This is a genomic window from Streptococcus sp. 27098_8_12 (assembly GCF_041432115.1).
GTDB lineage: Bacteria > Bacillota > Bacilli > Lactobacillales > Streptococcaceae > Streptococcus > Streptococcus parasanguinis_V.
The window spans coordinates 1-17,394 of the sequence record NZ_JAPVZA010000021.1; the positions used below are offsets into that span (position 1 = coordinate 1).

A 17,394-nucleotide genomic window follows, 5' to 3' on the forward strand; every position below is an offset into this window, starting at 1 on the left:
TTATTTCAGAGCTAGTTTCCTTTTTATAAGAAATTTCTTGGGGGATTAGAAAAAAACAGAGATGGAAGAAATTATTTTTCTTCCATCTCTGTTTTTTGTTTTTGAATGGTTTTTTTGAGCCACCAAAGTGAGCCAACTAGGATCAGGGCAGCAAGCCAAAAAATCCAAGCTTCAATAGTGGTTAGAAAAAAGTAGAGAGCGATAGCATCGACCAATAAAAGTGGGATGAGAATCTGTTTTCTTATTTTCATAAGAATATTGTATCATAAATCCTAGAGGAAACAAATAAAATCAAGCCTTTCTAGGTATTTTGAAGGATCCGAAAAGGTCCGATAGGATTAGTTAGTGAATTTTCTTTCAGGAGTGCATCTTGGTTCCATTTGTGGTAAAATAGTAAAGATATGAGTAAAGAATTTCATCATGTAACGGTTTTGCTTCATGAAACGATCGATATGCTGGATGTTAAGCCAGATGGGATCTATGTAGACGCCACATTGGGTGGGGCAGGCCACAGCGAATATTTGTTAACAAAATTAAATGAATCGGGCCATCTTTATGCCTTTGACCAAGATCAGCATGCGATTGAGAATGCTAAGATTCGTTTGGCACCTTTCATCGAGAAAGGCATGGTGACCTTCATTAAGGATAACTTTCGTCATTTGAAGGAACGTCTAAACGAATTGGGTGTGACTGAAATTGATGGAATCTGTTATGACCTAGGTGTGTCTAGTCCTCAGTTAGATGAACGGGAACGCGGATTTTCTTACAAGAAAGATGCGCCACTGGACATGCGGATGAATCAAGAAGCTTCCTTGACAGCCTATGAGGTCGTAAATAGCTACGATTACCATGATCTAGTCCGTATTTTTTTCAAATATGGAGAGGACAAATTTTCCAAGCAAATTGCGCGGAAAATTGAGCAAGCACGAGCAATTAAACCGATTGAAACGACGACTGAATTAGCAGAGATTATTAAATCTGCTAAACCAGCTAAGGAGCTTAAGAAAAAGGGCCATCCTGCTAAACAGATTTTCCAAGCCATTCGTATCGAAGTCAATGATGAACTGGGAGCTGCAGATGAATCAATTCAGCAAGCCATGGATTTGTTGGCCCTCGATGGTCGTATTTCTGTGATTACCTTTCATTCGTTAGAGGATCGATTGACCAAACAATTGTTTAAAGAAGCTTCGACAGTTGAGGTTCCAAAGGGGCTTCCCTTTATTCCAGATGATTTGAAACCAAAGATGGAGTTAGTCAACCGGAAACCTATTTTGCCAAGTGATGAAGAGCTTGAGGATAATAATCGATCCCATTCAGCAAAACTACGGGTTGCTCGAAAAATACACAAGTAAGAGGAATTGATATGGCAGCAAGAGATGAGAAAACAAGAACACAGGTACTGCAAGATCGCTTTCGCCGTTTCTCTAGAGTAGAAAAGGCTTTTTATGGGTCGATTGTCCTAACAGCTGTGATTTTAGCCATTAGTATCGTCTTTATGCAGACACGAATTTTACAAGTACAGAGTGAGTTGACTGATTTGAATACGGAACTAGAAGCCAAAAAGACGGAATTGGCAGATGTTCGTCAAGAGGTCAATGAATTAACACGTTATGACCGCTTATCACAGTTGGCTAGCTCCCAAGGAATGAAGCTGCAAAAAGAAAATCGAAAAACAGTGAGTGCAAGTAGTGATGAATAAATTTAAAAAATTTTTAATCAGGTATTCGATAAAGAAACGTCGCTTGCCGGATCAGAATCGAAAACAAGTTGGGAAAAATCTCAGTGTACTGGCGATTTTCCTCTTTTTTCTCTTTCTGATTAATTTTGCAATGATTATTGGGACTGACAAAAAATTCGGTGTGACCTTATCGGATCAAGCAAAAAAAGTCCATGAGGAGACGGTTATTGTTCCTGCAAAACGTGGAACGATCTATGACCGAAATGGAGCAGTAATTGCTGAAGATGCGACGACCTATAACGTTTATGCTGTTATTGATAAAAAGTACAAATCAGCAACCGGAAAAATCCTCTATGTAGAAGAGAGCCAATTTAAAAAAGTAGCAGAAATCTTTAAGCAGTACTTAGGGATGGATGAAGATTACGTCATTCAACAGTTGTCGCAAAAGAAATTGAAACAGGTTTCTTTTGGATCGAACGGAAACGGCATTACTTATAGTAATATGACGGCTATCCGTGAGGCCATGGAAGCGGCGAAGATTGAAGGGGTTGCCTTTACAACTAGTCCAAATCGAAGCTATAAAAATGGAGTTTTTGCCTCTCAATTTATAGGGCAGGCCTCTCTTCAAGAAGATAAAGAGGGGAATAAAACCTTGAAGGGGCAATCAGGAATGGAGAAATCCCTCGATCGTATTCTCGCTGGTCAAAATGGAGTCATCACCTATGACAAAGACCGAAACGGGAATATCGTTCCTGGTTCAGATAAGGTTTCTGTCAAAACAGAAGATGGAAAAGATGTTTATACGACCATCTCAGCAGAATTGCAGACCTACCTTGAGACACGTATGGATGTTTTCCAAGAAAAAGTAAAAGGAAAGTATGTTAGTGCGACTCTTGTGAGTGCAAAAACAGGAGAAATCCTTGCGACAACGCAACGTCCTTCCTATAATGCGGATACCAAACAAGGGCTGGATCTGAAAAACTTGAAAACCTGGAATACCATCCTTTATCAAGATCAATATGAACCGGGTTCAACGATGAAGGTCATGTTATTAGCTTCGGCGATTGATCATGGAACCTTCCCAGCTTATAATGAGGGATACTACAATAACGAACTACAAGTAAAAGATGCGACCATCCGTGACTGGGATGTCAATATGGGCTTGTCAGAAGGTCGCTATATGAATATTGCCCAAGCTTTTGCCTATTCAAGTAACATTGGGATGACCAAGCTTGAACAGAAGATGGGCAATAATGTCTGGATGAATTACCTCACACTCTTTAAGTTCGGACTTTCTACACGTTTTGGAATGGGAGACGAAAGTTTTGGAGGTCTACCAAGTGATAACTATGTCACTCAAGCCATGTCTTCTTTCGGTCAAGGGATTTCGGTGACCCAAACGCAGATGTTACGTGCATTTTCTGCCATTGCAAATGATGGGGAAATGTTGGAGCCGAAGTTTATTAGTGCTATCTACGATAAAAAATCAGACACAGCCCGCAAATCAAAAAAAGAAGTTGTTGGAAAACCAGTTTCAGGATCAGCTGCGCAACAGACACGGAACTATATGATCACTGTTGGAACAGATCCAGAGTATGGGACTTTGTACAGTGATGGACCTATCATTCAGGTACCCGGTCAAAACGTTGCAGTGAAATCAGGGACTGCCCAAATTGCGACAGATCAAGGATACTTACAAGGAGAAAATGATTATATCAACTCGGTTGTAGCCATGACACCTGCAGAAGATCCTGAATTCATCATGTATGTGACGGTCCAACAACCAGAAGTGAAATTCTCAGCGACCAGCTGGGAAGAGCTGGTCAATCCTATTTTGGAAGATGCAGTTGCTTTAAAAGACGAATTGCATTTGACATCAGAGGCACCAACGTTGGATGGTGTGACCAAAGAAACGACCTACAAAATCCCTTCAGTAGAAACTCTCTCTAAGGAGTTGAATCTGAAACAAAATTTGAGCCCAGGTGCTTATTCAGAGGAATTGCGTCGCAATTTGGTGCAACCAATTGTCCTAGGAACCGGGAAAAATATCCGCAAAATGTCTGTGGATATAGGCTCTAAAGTCAAAGCCAATCAGCAAGTATTGTTATTGACAGAAGACTTTGATGCGGTTCCAGATATGTATGGTTGGACAAAGAAAAATGCGGACATCTTTGGAGAATGGACTGGAATTGAGATTACCTATAAAGGTAGTGGAAAGAAAGTAACCAAACAAAGTGTCAAAATGAACACCTCACTCAATAAAACTAAAAAGATTACGTTAACATTAGGAGACTAAGATGTATATTGCTACGATCCTTGTATCGTTTCTATTAACAGTGGCTGCTATTCCAGCCTTTATTCGATTTTACCATCGTGCTCATATTTCCGGGCAACAAATGCACGAAGATGTGAAACAACACAAAGCGAAAGCTGGCACTCCGACAATGGGTGGAGTTGTATTTCTCATTACAGCCGTTCTAGTTAGTTTTGTCGTTACCGTATTGACTGGAAATTTCACGCGCCCTGTTCAACTTATTCTATTTATCTTGATTCTATATGGAATTGTTGGATTTTTGGATGACTTTTTAAAAGTCTTTCGTAAGATTAATGAAGGTCTCAACCCAAAACAAAAATTAGCCCTTCAACTTGTTGGTGGAATCATCTTCTATATTTTTTCTGAACGCCACGGTGCAGGAAGCCTTTTGAATGTCTTTGGTTACGATCTTTACTTGGGTCATTTCTACATTCTCTTTGCTTTGTTTTGGTTGGTTGGATTTTCAAACGCGGTCAATTTGACAGATGGGATTGATGGATTAGCCAGCATCTCCGTTGCTATTAGCCTGAGTGCCTATTCCTTTATTGCCTATATGCAAGGAAAATGGGACATTCTCTTTGTGACTTTGAGTATGATTGGGGCCTTGCTTGGATTCTTTGTCTTCAACCACAAGCCGGCTAAAATCTTTATGGGCGATGTCGGTAGTCTAGCTCTTGGAGGGATGCTTGCAGCCTTGTCAATGGCTTTGCATGTCGAGTGGACGCTGCTCTTGATTGGTCTGGTCTATGTCATTGAAACAGGTTCAGTGATGCTACAAGTGACCTATTTCAAATGGACCAAGAAACGTTACGGGGAAGGACGTCGGATTTTCCGAATGACTCCTTTCCACCATCATTTAGAACTGGGTGGCCTTTCTGGCAATGGGCAAAACTGGTCAGAATGGAAAGTGGATGCCTTTATGTGGAGCATTGCCTTGGTGACAAGTGTCGTGACTCTAGTCCTTCTCTACCTATAAAACGACGGTGGGCTTGCCCATCGTTTTTTTGCTGACTCAGAGAGACTTCGCTGGTTAGGAAAAATGACCCATAAGAGAGGCAAGAAGACAGCTTTTCTGATATAATAATAGAGATCATGAAAGGAACTGAGAAAATGAAATTTACAGAGTTTAATTTTAAGCCCTATATTCAAGAGGCACTGAAAGAAATCAATTTTAGAGAAGCAACCGAAGTACAGGAAAAACTAATTCCGATTGTCCTAGCTGGAAATGATTTGGTAGGAGAGTCAAAGACAGGTTCTGGGAAAACCCATACTTTCCTCTTGCCGATTTTTCAAACCTTAAATGAAGACAGCCAACAAGTAGAAGCGGTCATCACGGCTCCTAGTCGGGAGTTGGCGACGCAAATTTACCAAGCTGCTCGTCAAATCGCTAGTCATTCTGAAAAAGAGATTCGGATTGTAAATTATGTTGGAGGAACGGATAAAAGCCGTCAGATTGAAAAACTGCAGGTCAAACAACCACATATCGTGATTGGAACTCCAGGCCGGATTTATGATCTGGTTGCATCGGGTGATCTGGCTATTCATAAGGCCCATACTTTTGTGGTGGATGAGGCAGATATGACACTGGACATGGGATTCTTGTCTACTGTGGATAAGATTGCTTCAAGTCTTCCGCAACAACTGCAATTTTTAGTTTTTTCAGCCACCATTCCGCAAAAATTGCAGCCTTTCTTGAAAAAATATCTCTCAAACCCAGTCATGGAGCAAATTAAGACTAAGACGGTGATTTCAGATACCATCGATAATTGGCTGGTTTCCACCAAGGGTCGGGATAAAAATGAGCAAATTTACCAATTGACCAAGACCTTGCAACCTTATTTGGCCATGATTTTCGTTAATACCAAAACGAGAGCAGATGATCTCCATGCCTATTTGGTGGCTCAGGGATTGAAAGTGGCAAAGATTCACGGAGATATCCCACCACGTGAACGGAAACGGATCATGAATCAGGTTAAAAATCTTGATTTTGAGTATATTGTGGCCACAGATTTAGCGGCTCGTGGAATTGATATCGAAGGGGTGAGTCATGTCATCAACGATGCTATTCCACAAGATCTTTCTTTCTTTGTCCACCGTGTCGGTCGGACAGGGCGCAATGGTCTACCAGGTGTCGCTATTACTCTTTATCAACCGAGTGATGATTCAGATATCCGTGAACTAGAAAAAATGGGAATTCGTTTCGTACCTAAAGTCTTGAAAAATGGGGTTATTGAAGATACTTATGATCGGGATAGACGGGCCAATCGTGAGAAAAAGCAAGAGAAACTCGATATCGAAATGATTGGTCTGGTGAAGAAGAAAAAGAAAAAAATCAAACCAGGCTACAAGAAAAAAATCAAATGGGCAGTTGATGAAAAGAGGAGAAAAGCTAAGCGAGCTGAAAACCGTGCGCGTGGTCGGGCGGAACGAAAGGACAAACGTCAAACTTTCTAACCCCTTCTTTCACATGTTCAGAAGAAAACATAGATTTTCTTTATGAACTCCATAAAGAAAATCTATTAGGAACTTGTCTAAAATTATGATAGACTAAATTTGAGTAGTCTATCATTTTTCTATTTCTGTAGCAATTTTTGGAATTCCGATAGTGAATGTGATAGAATGTTTATGTTTGAGAAAGGAAGTAACAAAAATGTTTACAACTAATCTTTTAGCTGCCAACTGGTATGCTGACTTTTTAAAACACGTTCCAGATAGCAAGCTGTTTAGTTTGAGAGCCGTATTGGATGCATTTCCGGCAGTCATTGGGAAATTGCCTGTGACGATTTTATTAGCCCTAGGAGGCGCATTTTTTGGGATTATTTTTGCCATGATTTTTGCTCTGGTCAAAATTAATCGTGTACGAATTCTTTACCCGATTCAAGCTGTTTTTGTCAGTTTTTTGCGGGGGACTCCTTTGTTGGTTCAGTTGATGTTGACCTATTATGGGATTCCTCTTATTTTAAAAGCGATCAATCAGTCTTATGGAACAGCTTTTAATATTAATGCCATTCCAGCTGAGTTATTTGCAATTGTGGCTCTTGCCTTTAATGAGGCGGCTTATGCGAGTGAGACCATCCGGGCAGCCATTTTATCAGTGGATCCTGGTGAAATTGAGGCAGCGCGTAGTCTTGGAATGACCAACCGTCAAGTTTATCGCCGGATTATTATTCCCAATGCAGCAGTCGTTGCAACTCCTACTTTAATCAACTCTCTCATTGGCTTGACCAAGGGGACCTCGCTAGCCTTTAGTGCCAGTGTAGTTGAAATTTTTGCCCAAGCACGGATTATTGGGGGGAGCGATTTGAAGTACTTTGAACGCTTTATCACGGTATCGATTGTTTACTGGATTGTGAACATTCTCATTGAAATACTAGGCCGTCACATTGAACGTCGACTGGATATTGAGACTCCCGTAGCAATTGATTTACCAGATCAGGAGGTCCGGATCTAATGATTTATATTTCAGAATTATCAAAGACATTTTCAGGTCAAAAGGTTTTAAATAATCTAAGTTTGGAAATTCAAAAAGGGGAAGTCGTGGCCTTAATCGGGTCTTCGGGAGCTGGTAAATCAACCTTCTTACGCAGTTTAAACTATTTGGAAGCTCCAGACAGTGGTAGAATTAAGATTGATGATTTCGAGGTTGATTTTGAGCACATTACCCAAGATCAAATCTTGACCTTAAGAAGAAAATTGGCCATGGTGTTCCAACAGTTTAATTTGTTTGGTAGAAAAACAGCTCTTGAAAATGTGAAAGAAGGGCTCATTGTTGTGAAGGGCTTATCCGACCAAGAAGCAACGAAAATTGCTCGAGAAGAACTGGCAAAAGTCGGCTTATCGGATCGTGAAAATCACTATCCTCGTCACCTCTCAGGTGGACAAAAACAACGGGTGGCTTTGGCCCGTGCCTTGGCCATGAAACCAGAGGTTCTTTTGCTGGATGAACCGACTTCGGCCTTGGATCCAGAATTGGTTGGAGAAGTTGAAAAATCCATTGCCAATGCAGCAAAATCAGGACAAACCATGGTACTGGTCAGCCATGATATGTCTTTTGTAGCGCAAGTAGCAGATAAGGTCCTATTTTTGGATAAAGGACGGATTATTGAATCTGGAACACCAGAGGAAATCATGCAACATCCAAAAGAAGAACGGACAAAAGAATTCTTTGCTAGTTACAAACGGACCTATGTTTGATATAATAGAGGAGAGGTAAGACTCAGCTGGCGATGCTAGCTGGGTTTGTTTTCTGAAAATGTAAAAATATTTGGAGTCGTGATGTTAAATAAATTATTGTCCTTATATTTACAAAGTTTAGTGACGACAACGATTTTAGTTGGGATCGCTTCTTGTATTTGGATTGGCTACCGTGCCCTTAAGAAGAAAGATAAAACAGCCAAGCAACGACAAGCCCATTTGTATGATATCCTTTTAATTGATATCATGACGATTCCTATTTTAACCTTTGCGGTCATAGGGATTTTGTTTATCTTTCAAGCACGATAATTGCAAAAAGACCGTGTTAGAATTATAATGGTTACAACAAAACAGAAAGAGGTTTAGTATGTTTGATACAGTGATTATTGGAGCAGGCCCTGCAGGGATGACTGCTGCCCTTTATGCAGCACGAAGCAATTTAAAAGTCGCATTGATTGAGAGAGGAATTCCAGGCGGTCAAATGAACAATACGTCTGACATTGAAAACTATCCTGGCTATGCGAATATTAGTGGCCCAGACTTGGCTGAAAAAATGTTTGAGCCTTTAGAAAATCTTGGCGTGGAACATTTGTTTGGTCAGGTAGAGCGTATCGAAGACCTCGGAGCAACCAAAAAGATTGTCACAGATGATGGGGAATTTGAAGCTAAAACCGTGGTGATTGCAACAGGGTCTAACCATCGTTCATTGAATGTCCCTGGTGAAGAGGAGCTAAATAGTAGAGGGGTTTCCTACTGTGCTGTTTGTGATGGAGCTTTCTTTAGAGACGAGGATCTCTTGGTCGTTGGTGGAGGTGATTCTGCGGTAGAAGAAGCTGTCTTTTTGACTCAGTTTGCAAAAACAGTGACCATTGCCCATCGTCGTGATCAGTTGCGTGCCCAAAAAGTTCTTCAAGATCGTGCCTTTGCCAATGATAAAATTCACTTTGCTTGGAATACGGTTGTTGAAGAAATTAAGGGTGAACAAAAAGTAACGTCTGTCCTTTTAAAAGATGTGAAGACAGGAGAGGTTAGAGAGCAAGCCTTCGGTGGTGTCTTTATCTATGTCGGTTTAGATCCTGTCAGTGATTTTGCGACAGAACTTGGTATTTTAGATGAAAATGGCTGGGTGGTCACGGATGATCATATGAGAACCACAGTCCCAGGTATTTTTGCGGTTGGCGATGTTCGTCAAAAAGATTTGCGTCAAGTGACGACAGCCGTCGGAGACGGTGCGATTGCTGGCCAAGAAGTTTATAAATATATCACAGAAAACTTTTAATCCAAAAAATCTGAGCTTCCTGTCTCAGATTTTTTTCATGCTTTCCTTTCAGTATTCAATAGAGCTGAAATGTGCTATAATGGTACTAATTTTATGGTAGGAATTCATAGAACAAATCAATAAAAAAGAGGTATACATATGTATCCAGATGACAGTTTAACTTTGCATACTGATTTATACCAAATCAACATGATGCAAGTCTATTTTGATCAAGGTATCCACAATAAACATGCTGTATTTGAAGTCTATTTTCGTAAACAGCCTTTTAAAAACGGTTACGCTGTATTTGCTGGCTTAGAGAGAATTGTGAAATACTTGGAAAACTTGAGTTTTTCTGAGAGCGATATTGCCTATTTAGAGTCACTTGGTTATCATGGGGCCTTCTTGGAATATCTCCTTAATCTCAAGTTGGAATTGACGGTACGATCGGCTCAAGAAGGAGACTTAGTCTTTGCGAATGAACCAATTGTTCAGGTAGAAGGTCCTTTGGCTCAGTGTCAATTGGTGGAAACAGCCCTTTTGAATATCGTCAACTTTCAAACCTTGATTGCCACAAAAGCTGCTCGTATTCGTTCGGTCATTGAAGATGAGCCTTTGATGGAATTTGGAACACGTCGTGCGCAAGAAATGGATGCTGCCATTTGGGGAACTCGTGCAGCAGTCATCGGAGGGGCCAATGGAACTAGTAATGTTCGTGCAGGAAAACTCTTTGGAATCCCAGTTTTAGGAACCCATGCCCATTCTCTTGTACAAGTATATGGGAATGACTATCAAGCCTTTAAAGCTTATGCGGAAACCCATAAAGATTGTGTCTTCCTCGTCGATACCTATGATACGCTTCGTATTGGGGTACCAGCAGCTATTCAGGTAGCGCGTGAAATGGGAGATAAGATCAATTTCCTAGGCGTCCGGATTGACTCAGGAGATATTGCCTATATTTCTAAAAAGGTTCGCCAGCAATTAGATGAGGCTGGGTTTACAAATGCTAAAATCTACGCTTCTAATGACTTGGATGAAAATACTATCCTCAACTTAAAAATGCAAAAAGCAAAAATTGATGTTTGGGGTGTAGGAACCAAGTTAATTACAGCTTACGATCAACCAGCGCTTGGAGCGGTATACAAAATTGTCTCTGTTGAAAACGAAGCAGGAGAGATGATCAATACCATCAAGCTTTCCAATAATGCAGAGAAAGTTTCTACACCAGGTAAAAAGCAAGTCTGGCGGATTACCAGCCGTGAAAAAGGTAAGTCAGAAGGGGACTACATCACTTACGATGGAGTAGATGTTTCACAACTGACAGAACTTAAAATGTTCCATCCAACTTATACCTACATTAATAAAACAGTCCGAAACTTTGAGGCCATTCCTCTTTTAGTGGATATTTTTAAAGAGGGTCAATTGGTTTATCAACTGCCAACATTATCAGAAATTCAAGAATATGCTCGTAAAAATTACGATCAATTATGGGATGAATACAAGCGCGTCCTCAATCCACAGCATTACCCAGTTGACTTGGCCAAAGATATTTGGCAGGATAAGATGGATCTGATCGAGGAAATGCGTAACAAGGCCAATGGAGAAGGAGAAGCAAAATGAGTTTGCAAGAAGAGATTATCCAACAATTGGGTGTCAAGCCAATTATTGATCCTCAGGAAGAGATTCGCCGCTCGGTTGATTTCTTAAAAAGATATCTAAAAAAACATCCCTTCTTGAAAACATTTGTATTAGGGATCTCAGGAGGACAAGATTCAACGCTTGCTGGACGATTAGCTCAATTAGCCATGGAAGAAATGCGCGCAGAAACAGGAGATGCCTCCTATCAATTTATTGCCGTTCGTCTTCCTTATGGGGTACAGGCAGATGAAGCAGATGCACAAAAAGCTTTGGCCTTTATCCAGCCGGATGTTAGCCTGGTTGTGAATATCAAGGAGTCTGCTGACGAAATGGTACGAGCAGTAGAGGCGACTGGAACAGAGGTTTCTGATTTTAACAAAGGCAATATTAAGGCTCGCAGTCGTATGATTGCTCAATATGCTCTAGCTGGAGCACGTAGCGGAGCGGTGATTGGGACGGATCATGCTGCAGAAAATATTACTGGCTTCTTTACAAAGTTTGGAGATGGTGGTGCAGATATTTTGCCCCTTTTCCGTTTGAATAAACGCCAAGGAAAACAATTGCTTAAGGCCTTAGGAGCCGATCCTGTTCTTTATGAGAAAATCCCAACAGCAGATTTGGAAGAAGAAAAACCAGGAATAGCAGATGAAGTAGCGCTGGGTGTCACCTATAATGAAATCGATGATTACCTAGAAGGCAAACAAGTGAACCCAGAAGCTCAAGCCACTATTGAAAAATGGTGGTATAAAGGCCAACACAAACGCCACTTGCCAATCACAGTATTTGATCATTTTTGGGAGTAAAAAGGTCCAGTGGACCTTTTTAGCCCGAGTCTTAAAATAGGAGAACGAGGTAGAAATCGGTAACTCGTAGAGTTCGATTTCGTAGTCTCACCCCCGCAAGGCTGTCTAGATTTGAAAGGTGCTCAAAGAGCTCCGTTCAAATCAGCCAGCTACTGAGTCAATGTATCATTGAAAAGCTCATGGATGAGGTGGAGACAAATAGAATTTTTCTATTAATACTAGACAGAAAGCGGTAATTCGTAGAGTTCGATTTCGTAGTCTTCTCACCATACAATATTGTGAAAAGCATCAAAAAGAAGGGCGGTTTCATCCGTCCTTTTCTTTTATATTAAAGTAACCAACTTGCAAAGTTCAAGTTGCATGAAAAAATGAAGGGAGACAATCTATGAAGCATCTTGGAAGTCTTGTCATAGAGACAGAGCATTTATACTTGAGGCCTTTCGTTTTGGAGGATGCATCAGCGATGTTTGAAAATTGGGCTTCGGATCCTGAAACCCTGAAATATGTCACCTGGGATGCCCATGCATCTACTGAGAGAACCAGAGAATCGATCAAAAGATGGATCGAACAGTATATTAAACCAGATACTTATAAATGGGCGATCTGTTTGAAAACATCACCGGATCAGGTAATTGGAGATATTAGTGTGGTTTCTCAAGACCAGGAAAGTCAATCATGCGAGCTAGGTTATATCCTTGGCAAGAAATTCTGGGGGAAGGGATTCATGACAGAAGCCGTCAAAGCTGTTTTGGATTTCTTATTGAACGAAGTCGGATTTAAAGAAATCAAAGCCACTTATGTCAGTTTAAATCCTGCTTCAGGGAAAGTCATGGAAAAGGCAGGAATGCAGTATGTAGAAACCATCCCTCATGCCATTCAACGCAAAGGATATTGCGGGGATAAAATCATCTATTCTAAACAGAATCCCTCTCTATAGGGTGATTTTTACTTGAAGATTCTGCTCAAAGGATTATAATAGTAAATAATGAAAAAAGGAGATTGCTATGTCAGAATTAACGAAAGAATTTACAGACCAGCTCTATGCTAATTATGAAGCAAATGTGAAATATGCGGCTCTTGAAAATGCTGTTACCCACAATGGGATCCATGCATCGCTTGAAACGCGCAAGAGTGCAGTAGAAAATACACCAGTTTTTTCACTTGATTTGACCAAGGATAAGGTGACAAACCAAAAAGCATCTGGACGTTGTTGGATGTTTGCGGCTTTAAATACCTTCCGTCACAAGATGATTTCAAGCTTCCAATTGGAGGATTTTGAATTGTCTCAAGCACATACTTTCTTTTGGGATAAGTATGAAAAATCAAACTGGTTTTTGGAGCAAGTGATTGCTACAGCAGATCAAGAATTGACCAGCCGTAAGGTGGCTTTTCTCCTACAAACCCCACAACAAGATGGTGGTCAATGGGATATGGTGGTATCCCTCTTTGAGAAATACGGAGTGGTTCCAAAATCAGTTTATCCGGAATCGATTTCTTCAAGTAATAGCCGGGAATTGAACACCTACCTCAATAAACTCTTGCGTCAAGATGCGCAAATCTTGCGTGACTTGATTCACTCAGGCGCAGATAGTGAGGCAGTTGCGAGCAAGAAACAAGCGTTGTTGCAAGAAATCTTTAACTTCTTGGCTATGTCTTTAGGATTGCCTCCGCGTGAATTTGACTTTTCATACCGTGATAAGGACAACCAATTCCATACCGAAAGTGGCTTAACTCCACAAAGCTTCTACAAAAAATATGTAGACCTTCAATTAGACGATTACGTCTCCATTATCAATGCCCCAACTACAGATAAGCCATATGGAAAATCTTACACCGTAGATATGCTGGGCAATGTGGTTGGTAGCCGTCCAGTCCGCTACCTAAATGTTCCAATGGATCGATTGAAAGAATTAGCTATTGCTCAAATGAAAGCAGGAGAAACTGTCTGGTTTGGTTCAGATGTAGGCCAAGTCAGCAACCGTAAAGCCGGAATCCTGGCAACAGATGTCTACGATTTTGAAGCAGGCATGGACATTCATTTGACACAAGACAAGGCGGGTCGCTTGGACTATGCAGAAAGTCTCATGACACACGCTATGGTCTTGACAGGGGTTGATTTAGACGAAGCAGGTCAGCCTCGTAAATGGAAGGTTGAAAATTCATGGGGAGACAAGGTCGGTACAGATGGTTACTTTGTGGCTTCTGATGCTTGGATGGATGAATATACCTATCAAATCGTGGTTCGTAAAGAATTCCTAACAGCAGACGAATTAGCAGCCTATGAAGCAGAACCAATTGTCCTAGCACCGTGGGATCCAATGGGAGCTTTAGCAAAATAATGATATAGAAAAGAGCCGAAAGGCTCTTTTCAGATTGAAGACAAAATATCTTAAAAACTTTCCTTAGGTGAGTACGGACGTCAGCGAACTTCTTTAAAGTTCCATGACTAATTATTGAGTCTAAGGTCTCAATAATTCCGAGTGCCTGAAACAATAACGTTTCAAGCACTTTTCTCACAGCGGAAAGTTTCAGTATTTTCTTAAATCGATTTAAATATTGGAACTCAATTTTGTTTTTTGCAGAATCACTTAACTTATTTTGCTTTAAAATAGTTTGTCTACATTCTAATAAGAGCCGAAAGGCTCTTTTTTTTATATACTCAAAAATAAAAAAGCTGGGAAGTCTAACTAAATAAATCAGATTTTATTCGTTCTGGTTTTTTAACCATTGTTTTAAAAAAAGCCGGGCAAAAGCCCGACTTCTCCATTCTATTATTCGTTATGATTGTTAGAGTCTTGCGAAGAAGGCTCAGATGGTTTAGATTGATTTTCTTCGTTCGAAGAGCTAGACGATGGTTCTTCATACGAATACTGATCAGTGGAATAACTTGGCTCATAGTAGTAGTTATTGTAGTTGTTCTTACCATTGTTTAAGTAGAGATAAGAACCACTTCGATACAGTCCACTTGGTTGCGTCCAATCCGTATGACCAGAGTTATTATTATTAGCAAGATAGAGCATCATTTGACGGTAGACATCCGTTGCGACCTGTATTCCATTATCCAATACTGGTGTAAAGCGATTGGAATAACCTGTCCATACTGCCATGGCATATTCAGGAGTGTAGCCTACAAACAATTCATCCGGTGTTACAATATTTGAATAAGCATTTTTTGTCAATTTACCGATTTCGTTATCAGCATAGTTTGATGTACCTGTCTTACCAGCTTGGTAGATTCCCGAAATGGCAGCATTTGTACCGGTACCAGACAAGAGAACTGTCTTCATCATATCTGTCATCATGTAGGCAGTTGTTGCTTTCATTGCACGAGTTCCTTCGGACTCAAATTCCTTGGTTGTGCCATCACTAAAGACAACCCGACTAACATAGGATGGTTTGTAATAGGTACCGCCATTGGCAAAAGCAGCATAGGCAGCTGCCATTTTCTCACTGCTGGCTCCGTATTTGTTGCTAGAATCGCTAGTGTTACTCGAGATAGCGTTGGCGTAAACCATTTCTGGGTAATCGATCCCTAATCCATTGAGGAATTTCTTAGCTTGTTTAAGACCAACTTTTTCCAGGGCCTTCACCGCAGGCACGTTACGAGATTGTTGAATTGCGTAGGTAATGGACATGCTACCATAGTATGAACGGTCCCAGTTGTAGACAGGCGTTGATGAATGAGGGAAGTTGTATGGCGCATCTGTTGTAGTAGCTGCTGTAGAGGTATATTCCTCATGTTCAAGAGCTGGTGCGTAATCTGTGATTGGTTTCATTGTTGAACCCCAGTCACGGTTCGTTTCAACCGCTTGGTTTGTACCAAAGGAAACATTGCTGGATTGGTGACGAGAACCCAGCTGAGCAATGACTTTACCAGTATTGACATCAATAACGGTAGAAGCTACTTGCATTTCATCATCCGGGTAATTGACATATTCATCTGTATTGTAGATATCCCATAGTTTCTTTTGAGCTTCTGTATCCACGTTTGTATAGACATCCATTCCGGTTGTCAACAAATTGTAGCCCGTTTCTTCTTCGACTTGCTCGATCACTTCTTTTAGGTAATTATCCATATAGGCTGGGTAACTGCTTGAAGAACTGAGACTTTGCAGACCATCTGTAACAGGTGTATTGACCGCTGCTTCGTATTGTTTGTTAGAAATGGTCTTCATATCGAGCATTTCTTTTAATACTAAGTTTCGGCGCTGTTGCGCTGCTTCAGGATGGGAGTATGGATCGTATTGGTTTGGTGCTTGGGGCATCCCCGCAAGGAGTGCCAATTGAGGGAGCGAAAGATCTTTTAGATCTTTTCCGTAATAACTTTTCGCAGCTGTCTGCATTCCGTAGTTCCCATTCGCCATAAATACTTTATTGACGTAATAGGTCAAGATTTCTTGTTTGGTTGCTTTCTTTTCTAGTTGGGTTGCTAACCAAGCTTCTTGGATCTTACGAGAGAGGGTACGGTCAGAGGCTGAAGTGGAGAAATAGGTTAACTTGATCAATTGTTGCGTCAAGGTTGACCCACCTTGACTTCCTCCTCGTAAGTTGTGAAGGAAGGAACCGCCGATCCGAATGATGTCGACCCCACGGTGATTGAAGAAACGGTGGTCTTCAATCGCAACGATAGCATTGACCAAATCAGTAGGGATTTCATTGGCTGTGACATTGATTCGTTTCTCAGCTCCCAAATCCGCGATCAAGTTATTTTGGTTGTCATAGATCTTACTAGATGTTGTTGCAACCAAATCTTTTTCAGACAAGGTTGGTGCTTTCATAGCATAGTAACTAAATATCAGTCCACCGAGGACAAATAAAAGTAAGAAAAATGAAATGGCTGCGATGGCAACATATTTCAACCATTGAATGACTGTTTGTTTATTCATTTAAATACCGCCTAGAAGTTTCTGTTCGATAATATCAAGATAAGGAACGCTTGGAAGACGATTCTTATCTACTAGAAAGCCGTGCTCCTGAATATAGGAGAGGGGCATGGATTTACTACCATGATCGATGTTGTAATAGTGAATTAATGCAGGAGCAGGAAGTAAGTAGGTTTCACTCAACTTTGCAAAATGCAAGAGAACGAAACAGATACCGCCTTGCTGGACAACTGCCTCCATATGATCGATTTGATGTTGATGAAAATTTTTCATCGGCATGGATTGCTTTTGCTGTGTTTCCTTCGCTTCAAAATCGATATAGCGTCCCTTGTATACTCCAGAATAGTCCGTCGTTGAGGCTTGCCTGAAATAGGCTTCAACAATCTTTGCCCGACTGCGACGTGGATAATCCACTTTCACGATTTGAATCGGTGTTGGTTTTTTATGGATGACTGCTAGACCTCGAGAAAGATAGTATTGATTGCTTTCATTGATCATTTTTTCAAATGTCATCCCACGATTCGCAAAGTCGACTGGATGTTTCCTTTGTGTAGAGACCAAGGTTTTTTTGGCTACTTTATGTGGATAGTTGACCATAGTTCTCCTTATTGGTACAATTACATCAC

The 17,394-nt window shown here is 40.8% G+C and carries 16 protein-coding genes; 13 read left to right on the forward strand and 3 right to left on the reverse strand.

All coding sequences use genetic code 11. The features are described 5' to 3' along the window. Positions 1 to 71 precede the first annotated feature (71 nt). Complete coding sequence (locus O3629_RS08690) at positions 72 to 251, reverse strand: hypothetical protein (protein WP_371609042.1); 180 nt, start codon at positions 249 to 251, stop codon at positions 72 to 74. Between the two features lie 150 nt (positions 252 to 401). On the opposite strand from O3629_RS08690, the gene rsmH reads away from it, so the two are divergent. The 13 genes from rsmH to pepC all read left to right on the forward strand — a co-directional run bounded on the left by rsmH (position 402) and on the right by pepC (position 14,224). Next, entirely contained in the window at positions 402 to 1,352 is a 951-nt protein-coding gene (gene rsmH, locus O3629_RS08695; protein ID WP_024054758.1) for a 16S rRNA (cytosine(1402)-N(4))-methyltransferase RsmH, read from the forward strand. Positions 1,353 to 1,363: 11 nt separating this feature from the next. Next, positions 1,364 to 1,699 carry a cell division protein FtsL gene (gene ftsL / locus O3629_RS08700; RefSeq protein ID WP_371609043.1) on the forward strand — a complete coding sequence of 112 codons (336 nt, stop codon included), beginning with the start codon at positions 1,364 to 1,366 and terminating at the stop codon, positions 1,697 to 1,699. Next, entirely contained in the window at positions 1,692 to 3,974 is a 2,283-nt protein-coding gene (gene pbp2X / locus O3629_RS08705; RefSeq protein ID WP_371609044.1) for a penicillin-binding protein PBP2X, read from the forward strand. The genes ftsL and pbp2X overlap by 8 nt, the downstream gene beginning before the upstream one ends. A gap of 1 nt (position 3,975) precedes the next feature. After that, the gene (gene mraY / locus O3629_RS08710) at positions 3,976 to 4,968 is read left to right on the forward strand and encodes a phospho-N-acetylmuramoyl-pentapeptide-transferase (protein WP_003014926.1); all 993 of its coding nucleotides are present in this window, start codon (positions 3,976 to 3,978) and stop codon (positions 4,966 to 4,968) included. 134 nt (positions 4,969 to 5,102) lie between these two features. Then, positions 5,103 to 6,446, forward strand: a complete 1,344-nt coding sequence (locus O3629_RS08715) for a DEAD/DEAH box helicase (protein WP_045760261.1) — start codon at positions 5,103 to 5,105, stop codon at positions 6,444 to 6,446. Positions 6,447 to 6,642: 196 nt separating this feature from the next. Next, positions 6,643 to 7,443 (forward strand): amino acid ABC transporter permease, encoded by an 801-nt coding sequence (locus tag O3629_RS08720; RefSeq protein WP_024054761.1) that lies wholly within the window; start codon positions 6,643 to 6,645, stop codon positions 7,441 to 7,443. Beyond that, entirely contained in the window at positions 7,443 to 8,186 is a 744-nt protein-coding gene (locus tag O3629_RS08725) for an amino acid ABC transporter ATP-binding protein (RefSeq protein ID WP_003003991.1), read from the forward strand. Before O3629_RS08720 ends, O3629_RS08725 begins: the two co-directional genes overlap by 1 nt. A gap of 81 nt (positions 8,187 to 8,267) precedes the next feature. Then, entirely contained in the window at positions 8,268 to 8,495 is a 228-nt protein-coding gene (locus O3629_RS08730; RefSeq protein WP_003003995.1) for a DUF4059 family protein, read from the forward strand. Positions 8,496 to 8,553: 58 nt separating this feature from the next. After that, positions 8,554 to 9,465, forward strand: coding sequence for a thioredoxin-disulfide reductase (gene trxB / locus O3629_RS08735; protein WP_049514923.1), 912 nt, complete (start codon positions 8,554 to 8,556; stop codon positions 9,463 to 9,465). A gap of 138 nt (positions 9,466 to 9,603) precedes the next feature. Beyond that, positions 9,604 to 11,064, forward strand: coding sequence for a nicotinate phosphoribosyltransferase (locus O3629_RS08740; protein WP_049514922.1), 1,461 nt, complete (start codon positions 9,604 to 9,606; stop codon positions 11,062 to 11,064). Next, positions 11,061 to 11,885, forward strand: a complete 825-nt coding sequence (gene nadE / locus O3629_RS08745; protein WP_049514921.1) for an ammonia-dependent NAD(+) synthetase — start codon at positions 11,061 to 11,063, stop codon at positions 11,883 to 11,885. The genes O3629_RS08740 and nadE overlap by 4 nt, the downstream gene beginning before the upstream one ends. A 385-nt stretch (positions 11,886 to 12,270) precedes the next feature. Continuing rightward, complete coding sequence (locus tag O3629_RS08750) at positions 12,271 to 12,822, forward strand: GNAT family N-acetyltransferase (RefSeq protein WP_254733347.1); 552 nt, start codon at positions 12,271 to 12,273, stop codon at positions 12,820 to 12,822. 67 nt (positions 12,823 to 12,889) lie between these two features. Further along, the gene (gene pepC / locus O3629_RS08755) at positions 12,890 to 14,224 is read left to right on the forward strand and encodes an aminopeptidase C (protein WP_009732326.1); all 1,335 of its coding nucleotides are present in this window, start codon (positions 12,890 to 12,892) and stop codon (positions 14,222 to 14,224) included. Positions 14,225 to 14,656: 432 nt separating this feature from the next. On the opposite strand, the gene pbp1a is transcribed toward pepC, so the two are convergent. Continuing rightward, a complete protein-coding gene (pbp1a, locus tag O3629_RS08760) occupies positions 14,657 to 16,771 on the reverse strand; it encodes a penicillin-binding protein PBP1A (RefSeq protein ID WP_021154545.1) in 2,115 nt (704 codons plus the stop codon). Then, positions 16,772 to 17,365 carry a Holliday junction resolvase RecU gene (gene recU, locus O3629_RS08765; protein WP_003010355.1) on the reverse strand — a complete coding sequence of 198 codons (594 nt, stop codon included), beginning with the start codon at positions 17,363 to 17,365 and terminating at the stop codon, positions 16,772 to 16,774. Positions 17,366 to 17,394 lie beyond the last annotated feature (29 nt).

What these genes read in the sequence shown, in the direction of transcription:
- O3629_RS08690 (WP_371609042.1), bottom strand. Translation starts at nt 251, where the DNA reads ATGAAAATAAGAAAACAGATTCTCATCCCACTTTTATTGGTCGATGCT.
- ftsL (WP_371609043.1), top strand. Translation starts at nt 1,364, where the DNA reads ATGGCAGCAAGAGATGAGAAAACAAGAACACAGGTACTGCAAGATCGC.
- O3629_RS08730 (WP_003003995.1), top strand. Translation starts at nt 8,268, where the DNA reads ATGTTAAATAAATTATTGTCCTTATATTTACAAAGTTTAGTGACGACA.
- O3629_RS08740 (WP_049514922.1), top strand. Translation starts at nt 9,604, where the DNA reads ATGTATCCAGATGACAGTTTAACTTTGCATACTGATTTATACCAAATC.
- pbp2X (WP_371609044.1), top strand. Translation starts at nt 1,692, where the DNA reads ATGAATAAATTTAAAAAATTTTTAATCAGGTATTCGATAAAGAAACGT.
- O3629_RS08715 (WP_045760261.1), top strand. Translation starts at nt 5,103, where the DNA reads ATGAAATTTACAGAGTTTAATTTTAAGCCCTATATTCAAGAGGCACTG.
- nadE (WP_049514921.1), top strand. Translation starts at nt 11,061, where the DNA reads ATGAGTTTGCAAGAAGAGATTATCCAACAATTGGGTGTCAAGCCAATT.
- recU (WP_003010355.1), bottom strand. Translation starts at nt 17,365, where the DNA reads ATGGTCAACTATCCACATAAAGTAGCCAAAAAAACCTTGGTCTCTACA.
- O3629_RS08750 (WP_254733347.1), top strand. Translation starts at nt 12,271, where the DNA reads ATGAAGCATCTTGGAAGTCTTGTCATAGAGACAGAGCATTTATACTTG.
- trxB (WP_049514923.1), top strand. Translation starts at nt 8,554, where the DNA reads ATGTTTGATACAGTGATTATTGGAGCAGGCCCTGCAGGGATGACTGCT.
- rsmH (WP_024054758.1), top strand. Translation starts at nt 402, where the DNA reads ATGAGTAAAGAATTTCATCATGTAACGGTTTTGCTTCATGAAACGATC.
- mraY (WP_003014926.1), top strand. Translation starts at nt 3,976, where the DNA reads ATGTATATTGCTACGATCCTTGTATCGTTTCTATTAACAGTGGCTGCT.
- pepC (WP_009732326.1), top strand. Translation starts at nt 12,890, where the DNA reads ATGTCAGAATTAACGAAAGAATTTACAGACCAGCTCTATGCTAATTAT.
- pbp1a (WP_021154545.1), bottom strand. Translation starts at nt 16,771, where the DNA reads ATGAATAAACAAACAGTCATTCAATGGTTGAAATATGTTGCCATCGCA.
- O3629_RS08720 (WP_024054761.1), top strand. Translation starts at nt 6,643, where the DNA reads ATGTTTACAACTAATCTTTTAGCTGCCAACTGGTATGCTGACTTTTTA.
- O3629_RS08725 (WP_003003991.1), top strand. Translation starts at nt 7,443, where the DNA reads ATGATTTATATTTCAGAATTATCAAAGACATTTTCAGGTCAAAAGGTT.